This is a genomic window from Caballeronia calidae (assembly GCF_900044055.2).
Taxonomy (GTDB): Bacteria; Pseudomonadota; Gammaproteobacteria; order Burkholderiales; family Burkholderiaceae; genus Caballeronia; species Caballeronia calidae.
Map to the genome: position 1 here is coordinate 1 of NZ_FCOX02000131.1, position 9,013 is coordinate 9,013.

At 60.2% G+C, this 9,013-nt stretch carries 7 protein-coding genes and 1 pseudogene; 5 read left to right on the plus strand and 3 right to left on the minus strand.

The window, feature by feature from the left end; all coding sequences use genetic code 11:
• Positions 1 to 550 precede the first annotated feature (550 nt).
• Positions 551 to 856: pseudogene (locus tag AWB78_RS44605) on the minus strand (AMP-binding enzyme); the annotation flags it as partial.
• A gap of 163 nt (positions 857 to 1,019) precedes the next feature.
• Between AWB78_RS44605 and AWB78_RS40300 the strand changes: the two are divergent.
• Positions 1,020 to 2,912, plus strand: a complete 1,893-nt coding sequence (locus AWB78_RS40300) for an MHYT domain-containing protein (RefSeq protein ID WP_198399453.1) — start codon at positions 1,020 to 1,022, stop codon at positions 2,910 to 2,912.
• Between the two features lie 406 nt (positions 2,913 to 3,318).
• Here AWB78_RS40300 and AWB78_RS40305 read toward each other — a convergent pair whose 3' ends face one another.
• Positions 3,319 to 3,909, minus strand: a complete 591-nt coding sequence (locus tag AWB78_RS40305) for a BPSL1445 family SYLF domain-containing lipoprotein (protein ID WP_062612599.1) — start codon at positions 3,907 to 3,909, stop codon at positions 3,319 to 3,321.
• A 280-nt stretch (positions 3,910 to 4,189) separates the two neighbouring features.
• Between AWB78_RS40305 and AWB78_RS47205 the strand changes: the two genes are divergently transcribed.
• Positions 4,190 to 4,414, plus strand: a complete 225-nt coding sequence (locus AWB78_RS47205) for a hypothetical protein (protein WP_157697812.1) — start codon at positions 4,190 to 4,192, stop codon at positions 4,412 to 4,414.
• A gap of 66 nt (positions 4,415 to 4,480) precedes the next feature.
• Here the strand turns inward: AWB78_RS47205 and AWB78_RS40310 are convergent, their stop codons facing one another.
• The gene (locus tag AWB78_RS40310; protein WP_062612604.1) at positions 4,481 to 6,022 is read right to left on the minus strand and encodes a methyl-accepting chemotaxis protein; all 1,542 of its coding nucleotides are present in this window, start codon (positions 6,020 to 6,022) and stop codon (positions 4,481 to 4,483) included.
• A 190-nt stretch (positions 6,023 to 6,212) separates the two neighbouring features.
• On the opposite strand from AWB78_RS40310, the gene AWB78_RS40315 reads away from it, so the two are divergent.
• From AWB78_RS40315 to AWB78_RS40325, 3 genes are all read left to right on the plus strand, one after another.
• A complete protein-coding gene (locus tag AWB78_RS40315) occupies positions 6,213 to 6,743 on the plus strand; it encodes a hypothetical protein (RefSeq protein WP_062612607.1) in 531 nt (176 codons plus the stop codon).
• Between the two features lie 174 nt (positions 6,744 to 6,917).
• Positions 6,918 to 8,291 carry a competence protein CoiA family protein gene (locus tag AWB78_RS40320; protein ID WP_157697813.1) on the plus strand — a complete coding sequence of 458 codons (1,374 nt, stop codon included), beginning with the start codon at positions 6,918 to 6,920 and terminating at the stop codon, positions 8,289 to 8,291.
• 249 nt (positions 8,292 to 8,540) lie between these two features.
• Positions 8,541 to 9,013: helix-turn-helix domain-containing protein (locus tag AWB78_RS40325; RefSeq protein WP_062611147.1), on the plus strand; the 473-nt coding region annotated here is incomplete at its 3' end.

Sequence of the window (9,013 nt, forward strand, 5' to 3'; positions counted from 1 at the left end):
CCTCCGCTGACCTGCCTCTACCACGCCCCACGCGTTCCACCACATACTCTGAGGGGCGTCGTTCGTGGATCGCTTACCAATGATCAAAGAGGAAATCGACCGGACCCTCGCCCTAATCGGGTCCAGTTCGATAATGGAAGTCAATCGGAGTTGTGTCGCTCGGCGGCCTGTGTAGCGGAGGGGACCGCCGGCACATTGACGCGATTTTTTCCGCGCGTGATCGTGCCGCACTGGGCATGACGTCGGTTATTCCAACAGCCGGATTGGCATGAATAAGGTCACCGTTACCGAGCAAAGCGAGGTACCGCGGGAGGCCATTCCGCGGCCTGGCGCTGCAACCGTCGAAGGTCGGTAGGGTTGCAGTTGTTCAAGGAAGTCCGCCGAAAGTCGGCCGACGATGCGCCCTCGACACGGCGAGCGACTGGCCGTTGCACTCCCTCAAGAGACGCTCGGCGTACCTAACGTGGAACGGCAGAAGTGGGTCGGCTACCGCCGGCTGCATCGAATGGCGGTGCGGTCGCGGTTCCTTACCCCGCCGAAGGTTTCGACTCGGCTCTCCCATTGCGCACCTAACGGAAAGCGGACCGTTCTCAGCCTTGAGCGCCGACGGCAGCGGGTGATCGCTGAAATGCTCGCGCAGCTTCAGTTTGTCCAGCTTGCCAACGGCGGTATGCGGCAATTCGTTGACGAAGACAACGTCATCTGGCATCCACCACTTCGCGACCTTACCTTCGTAGAACGCGAGCAGTTCGTCGCGCGTGACTTGCACCTCCTTGCGTTTGACGACGACGAGCAGCGGCCGCTGCAGCCACTTCGGATGGGCGCAGGCGATGCAGGCCGCCTCTGCGACGGCCGGAAAAAATTTCCCGTAAATCAGTCACTTCGAGTGATTTTGCAGCGACTCCGTTGCGTGGTCTTCGATTTTTGTCAGTAGAATACGCCCCTTGCAAGTCCCGCTTCAGCATCACATACCAATGTCTGGCTCGTACAGTCTTCCGCTCGTCGGTCTCTCAGTTTTCTTGGCGACCGCACTGTCTTTCATCGCTTTGCTAATGGTGGGCGCCCGTTCCCAAAATCGTGGGGCAAACGCGGTATGGGCTGCGGCAACCGCGCTCGTGCTCGGGACGGGAATATGGTCGATGCATTTTGTCGGCATGTTGGCATTCCGCCTGCCGGTAGCAGTCGGTTTCGATTTCACGACGACGTTGGCGTCGTGGGCCGCAGCGGTGCTCGTGTGCTGGCTTGGACTAACATTCGTCATGACGCCCGAGCCCGCGCAGAGTTCCGTGTTGCTCGGGGCATTGGTGATGGGTGCCGGAATCGCGGTCATGCATTACTCCGGCATGTCCGCGATGCAGATGACGCCCTCGATTCGGTACATATCGACGCGCGCAGCGCTTTCAGTGCTGGTAGGCATGGGCGCCTCTTATGCGGCGCTTCGCATGGTGACGCAGCTACGATCCGAAGAAAAAGTGTCGATCGGGAAGCAGGCTTGCGCAGCCTGCCTGATGGGAATCGCGGTGTCGGGATTGCATTACATCGCAATGACGGCAGCCGTATTCCCACCGGATTGCGTGAGTCGTGCGGTGTCCGATTTCGACCAGCGTGGCTTCGTCCTCGATATCTTCGTCGCCATTCTGGCGGTGTTGGGTATCGCGCTTGCCACCGCCTTGCTTCAGACACGCAAGGAAGCACGATTGCGCGAGGCGGAGCAGTCGCGCAAGCTCTCGACGACAGCGAGCGAATTGTTGGCGAGTGAGCAGCGTTTCAAGGCCGCGCAGGAAGTCGCGGTTGATCCGTTCATCATTCTAAAAGCGCAGCGAAACGAAGCGACGATTACCGATTTCAGTTTCGAATACGCCAACCCAGCGGCACTTGGCTTTTTCGGCGCGACCGAGCAGGACGTCATTGGGCAACGGTTCCTGAGCCGGTTCCCCTCCGCATCGACAAATGGCCTCTTCGCCGTTCATGTGCGCGTAGCAACGGACGGTACATCGGCGACGCTCGAGCAGGAGTACGTCGGCGACGGAATCTCGGGCTGGCTTCGAATCAACGTCGTCAAGCTTTTTGACGGGGTCGCAATTACGTTTGCCGACATCACCGAGCGGAAAGCCTTAGAACAACTGGCGGAAGTGATGCTAGAAGATCAAAGCAAGGCCCTCGAGCTCGCCGAAAAGAAGAACGTGATGAAAGACTCGTTTATCGCCGCTGTGAGCCACGAACTGCGCAATCCGGTGAATGCGGTCTTGTCATGGATCGAGGTCCTCAAGCGGACATCAGCGACAGCTTCTTCGACGACCGGCAATGTGCTTCGGAGGATCGAAGACAGTGCGAAAGCGCAGGCGCGTTTGGTGAACGACCTGCTGGACGCATCAGCGGTGGCCGGTGGCAAGGTGCGCTTGGTGATGCAAAGTGTGAAACTCGCCGAGGTGGTGGCCTCAACCGTCTCGGATGCGGCGATCGTCGCATCGAAGAGCGGGGTCGAAGTGCGCCTCGGAGTGGCAGAGGACTGTGCCGTGATAGCCGACGAGCACCGCCTTCGACAAGTCCTAGCGAACCTGCTGCAAAACGCGGTGAAATTCTCGAACCCGGGCGACACGGTGACTGCAAATGTTCGGTGTCGGGTGGATTCGGCCGTGATCGAGGTGCAGGACACAGGCATCGGCATAGATCCTGCCATGCTCCCGCACGTATTCGAGCGCTTCGCTCAGGAGGAAACCGCAGACCGCAGCCGTGTACGCGGCGGAGTCGGACTTGGTCTGGCGATTTCCAAGCAACTGGTGGAAGCGCACGGAGGCAAGATCGAGGCTTTCAGCAACGGACCCGGAACCGGCACCAAGTTCACGATTTCGTTGCCGGCGTCATCACCAAGCCAGGCGCCACAAGACGTGCGATCTACCGACTATTTTTAGGGCGCAGTGACGCGTGTCACAAGTTCCCCGGACAAGGGTGTCAGCGTGCGCGGTCGGCCAGCAGCCGCAACAGTCTTCCGCGCGCAACGCTCTCGAGGGCGGTCGCCCCATGAGAAAAAAAGCCCGCTGAAATGAGCGGGCCAATGGGTTTCCTAAAGACGCCCACTAACAGCCAGCAAGCGCCTATTCCAGTTTAGGATCTTCTCCGGTCTCTGCAAGCTGCATCCTGGCGTTTTGCCGTCCGCGCCCATCTGCCTCGCTCGCGAAAGGCCTGCGTTGATAGATAGGAAACCGAAGCGTTGGTCGGCTCGTCACAAGCGCGCCGGAAGGTGCTGCCGGCGCATCATGCGGGCCCGCTAGCCGCCGTCAGAGCGCGTGCGCGCACCCTCATAGCGCCCAGACGCGCTTACTCGTTCAGGCGAGAGACCTTCGTTCCCTGAAGCGAGGCGTCGGCCATCAAGCCGGCGTTGGTCAGAACAAACGCCTGGACCGGCTTTGACGCGGTGGTCGTGTCGATCGTGCCGTTTGCGCCCATTCTGACCAATGCAACCGAAGCGTCGGCACCGGCCGACCAGCCGTCGGAGTTGCGGAATTTGCTGAGCGCGTCCTGCGTCATGAAGAGAAAGATCAGGGCCTTCGATTGCGCGCCCGCCTGCAGACCGAGCGAGCCCGAAGTCGTGCTGTAGTAGCCGACGGTGTGCCCACCCACGCGCAGCGAACCTTTGCCGTACTGTGCGCCGACGACGAAGCCGGCTTGGAGCACGGACGGGAACACGAGCACGCCGCTCGATTTCGCCACCAATTCGCGTGAGCCGCCAACGGTGGCATAGAGACGCTGCAGGGTGCTATCTACGTCGGCGTCGATGGAGCGTCGCAGATCAGCGGCGCCCGCGGCCTGTTCGGTTCCAGTGTTTTTGTTGGCCGTGCAGCCGGAAAGCGCGAGGCCTCCGAGCGCCAGAACGGCGGTCGACTTGACTATGAAGTTTCGTCTATGCATCGTTGTTCTCCATCGTGGAATTTATTAAACCCCATAGAGCGGCAGCGAGACGCACGACGAGTTATAGCACAGCAGGAATTTGGGCGAGAGGGGAGGAATACGCGCCGAGGCACACGTGACTAAAAATCCGCATAGTGGCAGCCCTTTTTAGGCGCGGAGCCGGCGCCGAAGCGCCTGAGCGGGTTGGCAATGAGGGGAACCACTAGCGCAGCAACAACCGTCCGCGTTTCAAAACCACCATGCTAGAGTTTGGTCCGGCTCAACAGAACAGGAGTTGCTCATGCAAGCAAATTCGCACCGTCCTGCCGCGCCGTTTCCGCTCTCCAGCCTTTTTTACGAGCTCGATGCAAAGCTCACTCAAGCGCTGTCTGATGCATCATTTCTCGAAGCCAGTCAGTGGCAGGACCTAACCCGCCGCTTGAATAAGCTGCGCGGACTGCTCTCGAGCCCGCCGGCCCCAAATTTCCGCGCCGTGCAACAAGTATCGTCGCGCGGCACTGACTAGTCGCTGTTTTGATCAACACATTAAAACACGCCTTGCCTGCGCGGCTCGCAGGCGCGGGCCACATTTCTACACCTTAAAAACAGCCATCGCTGAGCGCAGTTGCTCCGCCTGGTCTTGCAGTGACTTAGCCGCCGCCGCGGCTTGCTCGACAAGCGCGGCGTTCTGCTGAGTCACCTCGTCCATTTGGCCGATCGCCTGGTTGACCTGCTCGATACCGCGCGTTTGCTCGTGGGAAGCGGTGGCGATCTCGTCCATGATGTCGGTGACGCGCTGTACGGCCGCGCTGATCCTTTCCATGGTCTCGCCGGCCTTCGAGACAAGGTCCGTACCCGCTCGGACGCGGCTCCCGGAGCCTTCGATCAATGCCTTGATTTCCTTCGCTGCCGTAGAGGATCGTTGCGCCAAGCTGCGAACCTCGGTCGCCACCACGGCGAAGCCGCGCCCCTGTTCACCGGCTCGTGCTGCTTCGACAGCGGCATTGAGCGCGAGGATGTTGGTCTGGAACGCGATGCCTTCAATGATCCCAATGATGTCGGCAATCTTCGAGGAGCTCTCGTCAATCGAGGCCATCGTCGTGACGACCTCGCCTACGATCGTTGCGCCTTCTTTTGCGACACCCCGCGCCTCAGAGGCAAGTCCGCTCGCCTGTCGTGCGTTTTCCGAATTTTGACGGACGGTTGCGGTCAGTTCCTCCATGCTCGCAGCGGTCTCTTCGAGAGATGCGGCTTGTTCTTCGGTGCGGGAGGAGAGGTCGGTGTTGCCAGACGCGATTTCTCCGCTTGCGCTCGCAATGGCCCCAGCCGACTGCTTGACAGTGCCGATCGCGGTAAGCAGTTGGGCCTGCATGCGGGAGAGGGCAGCCATCAAGCTAGTACGGTCGTTAGCCGCCGTCGTCACGGAGACTGCCAGGTTATTATCGGCGATCTGATTGGCGACCTCAGCCGCATGAGCCGGCTCTCCGCCCATCGAACGCAGAATGCCGCGATTCAGTACAGTGACAATGGCGCCTAGAACCAATGCAAGAACGAACATAGTGCCAAAGGTCACAGCGAGGGACGCATAGAAATCCGCCGTGATGTCATCGACGTAGACCCCGACGATGTATATCCAGTCCCACTGCGGATACGCGAGAGCGTAGGACAGTTTCGGAAGCTGTTCCGTGGTGCCAGGCTTGGCAAATTCATAGTTGACGTATCCATGGCCCTCGCGCTTAACTACGTCGATAACCTCGCGGTACAAGTAAGTGCCTCGATCGTCGTGATAGTCCAGCATGACTTTGCCGATAAAATCGGGCTTTACGCCATGCGTCAGCACGAGTCCCTTCGAGTCGATGACCGTGAAGTACCCGTCCGCGCCGAAGCGGATCTGGCGAATGCTTTCGAGCGCTTGTTTTTTCCCCTCGTCTTCGGAGATCGATCCCGACGCGACCCGGTTCGCGAAGGTCTTCACGATGCTGTTGACTACTTCGCTGGCGTGTTGCAGGTCGACCATGCGTTCCTCGATGCGGATCTGACGCATGCGGTATGCGTCGGCGATCGACATGCCGAGCAGGCAAAGCAGGCTGAGAATTAGCGGAAGCCAAAGTTTTCTTGAAAAAGACAGGGTCATTCGGGGCTCAAAGTCGGTTCTTCTGTTTGTGGGTGACGTCCGACGATAATGGACATCCTCTAAGGGTTAACGGCAATGGTCCGCGAAATACCATTCGGCCCCAAAAAAATAACTCTCGCTGATCCGCAGAGCGCGTCCCGTTTGGTCTGAGTTTTGCTGGAACGCTCCGGCCAACCACCAGTCCCCCACAATGAAAGCCCACCTCGCAACACTCTTTGTCGTCGGCATCGTCCTTTGCCTCGGCGCCGCGTACGCCGAACTGCAGAATCATGTGTTGGGGTCGCTCGTTGCGGCTGCGTTGCCGTCAACCGATGAAGCCATGATCAGCTTCAAGACGGCCGGCGGGACATTGCTCTGCGCCAAGGACCTTTGTATTACAACCCGCCAACCGGCCCCCGCCGGCGAGCAGCCGGGCGGCCTGCGAAGCAGCGAGCATTTGGTGAGGCTTGCTCAGAAAGACGCGCCTATAGTTCTTCAGTGCGACGAGGCTCAAATAGAGCGGAATCTCTGCATGCCCGTGCGGCATCATGACTATGGGGCGGCCGGTGCCGCTCTCTCAGGTGCTCGGCTGATTGTTCCCGGCGACGGTTGCCTCTACGCGACCGATATCGATTCCTCGCAAACACGGACCATGCGGAGATATTGCGCGACGGCAGATGGGATTCTTGTCGACAGGGGGTATGCCGGGGTTTCGTGGCCGAGCAAAGCGCCGGGCGCATGACGGCTGCGCTGCGATCGGTCTGAACGAGTTCGCCCGTGGAAACGCAACGGCTAAAATAACCGTCAATTACTATTGCGTGAAACGGCCGGGTTGAGTCGTGTAGGCGCAACACGCTTGGACGACGGGCTGCGAAGGACATGCGCGGCTCGCTGCAGGCGACTACGGGGCTGCCAATTGAAGATTCCGTTTGGATTGGACGAGAACGGGCGCATCGTCGATATCCGCGACGTGCCTCCATCCGTCGAGGGCAACTTTCGTTGCGCCGAGTGCAAGCAGCCGGTGACGCGAAAACAGGGTGACGACCGTGTCGGGCACTTCGCGCACAAGGCCGAGAGCACATGTGGGAAAGCGTTTGAGACGGCACTTCATCTTCTAGCAAAGCAGATTCTGGTTGAAAGCGACGTTCTGCGCGCGCCCGCGCTGGTGTGCCAGTTTGATGCGCGACCTAGCGACGAAGACATCGCGCTGTTCGCCGAGCAGACGCTTCACTGGAACTCCGCTGGGGAGACCGAAGTCTGGGTCGATGGTATCCGCCCGGATTTTCGTGGTGTATGGCAAGGAAAAGCCATCTTTGTCGAGGTGACGGTTACGCATGAACCGGGCAAACCGAAGCTGGAGGCGCTTAAGCGACTTCAGACGCCAACCCTGGAAATCGATCTGTCGGCCGCGCGACGCGACATTACGGTGGAGGAGATCCGGCAACGCGTGCTTGACGCGACAGGGGGCAAGCGCTGGGTGTTCTATCCGGGAGAAGCAGAGGTAAGAGCGCGGCTGGAAGCGTTGCGGGACCAGCGCGAAGCTGAGGAGTATGACGAGCTCGAACGGCAACAACAAGACGAACGTCGACGTGAGGCTGCGCAAAGGGCAGCACGCACTGACGCAGGAATCGAACGGCTCAGGAAGATCGAAAAGGCCAACGCCAGTTTCCGGGCAGGCACTACCGCCCAGCAGTTGGCTTTCCTCGAGGGCCGACTGGGCAAGTTCGTCTCGGACTGGCCGGCCATCCTCGGGCATTCGGTGCGCGGCGCCTCTTCCGTCAAAGTGTCCACGCTCGTCTGGCAAGCCGATGTGTTCCGCAGGCACATCCTCGGGCAGGGCGCGCGGCACCCGAAGCGGAGCGTAACCGTCGAGTCGGTTGCCGATTGGCTCGTTCAGCGCTACGACATCGCCTCGAACGACTGGACGTCGGTTCGCGTCGCCGTCTGGGATTTTCTTTCCGCCCTCGAGCGTGCGGACTACCTGCGCCGGCGCGTAAGGCAGGAATTCGAAATTCTTCGGGACGTACTCGGGGACGAGACTGAAGTGCCACCCCAAAGGCCACAGCCAAGGCCCTTGAGACCGCCACGCGGGGTTCTGCTGGGCGGACGGCGTCGCCGATGCATCCCTGTTCTGGTCCGCTGTGCGCAAGACAGGCGTTCATATCGCACCCGGCGAGGCGACGATGCTCCTGAACTCGTGGCAAGACGCAAGACTCCGCCGGTCGGATGTTGCGGCCTACGCCCGAAGCCTCGCGTCGACGTTGCGCATCTCTGTCGAGAAGGCTGTTGAGTTGCTGGCGGCGGCCGGCGTGTTTGTGCGGGCGGCCGCCTAACCACGTTGATGTGCTGGTAGCGGAGCGCAACGACCTCAGCAGCGCGGCGCGGACGTCGTTCTACGACGGCCCGGTCGATGCCACGTCGTTGAGCGCGATAAAGAACTCGGCCCGGGGCAAGTGCAGCGAATTCGGCGGACTAAATATCGCGACTTAAATATTGCAGTATATTATGATTGCGTGGCTACCTTTTCCGAGAGGTGTCCATGCGCAAGCTTGAAATTGCCGACGCGGAGATCATGCAGCTCGCAATTCGACAGGAAATCGAGCGGAGTGAGGAATCACGTTATGACCACCGCCTGCATGGGGTGCTACTGGTTTGTTGCGGCTACTCATGCACCGAGGTTGGCCAGTTGCTCGGTCAAGCAGCAACGACCATACAGCGATGGGTTGGACGTTTCGAGCGAGGCGGGTTTGACGGTTTGCGCGAAGGCGAGCGCCCCGGACGTCCGCGCGTGCTGAACGAATCGCAATGGCGTCGTGTGGAAGTGGATTTACGCAAGACGCCACGCGAGTTTGGGTTCGAGGCGGGCCTGTGGGATGGCCCCCTTTTGTCGGAGCACTTGCGCAAGAACTATGGCGTCGAACTCGGCGTGCGCCAATGCCAACGACTGTTTAGCCAGATGGGGTTCCGGCTGCGCAAACCGCGCCCGCAGGTGGCCCAGTCTGATCCGGTTCG

Coding starts and splice junctions, on each gene's coding strand:
- AWB78_RS47205 (WP_157697812.1), top strand. CDS start 4,190: ATGCAAGCAAATTCGCACCGTCCTGCCGCGCCGTTTCCGCTCTCCAGC.
- AWB78_RS40310 (WP_062612604.1), bottom strand. CDS start 6,022: ATGACCCTGTCTTTTTCAAGAAAACTTTGGCTTCCGCTAATTCTCAGC.
- AWB78_RS40305 (WP_062612599.1), bottom strand. CDS start 3,909: ATGCATAGACGAAACTTCATAGTCAAGTCGACCGCCGTTCTGGCGCTC.
- AWB78_RS40315 (WP_062612607.1), top strand. CDS start 6,213: ATGAAAGCCCACCTCGCAACACTCTTTGTCGTCGGCATCGTCCTTTGC.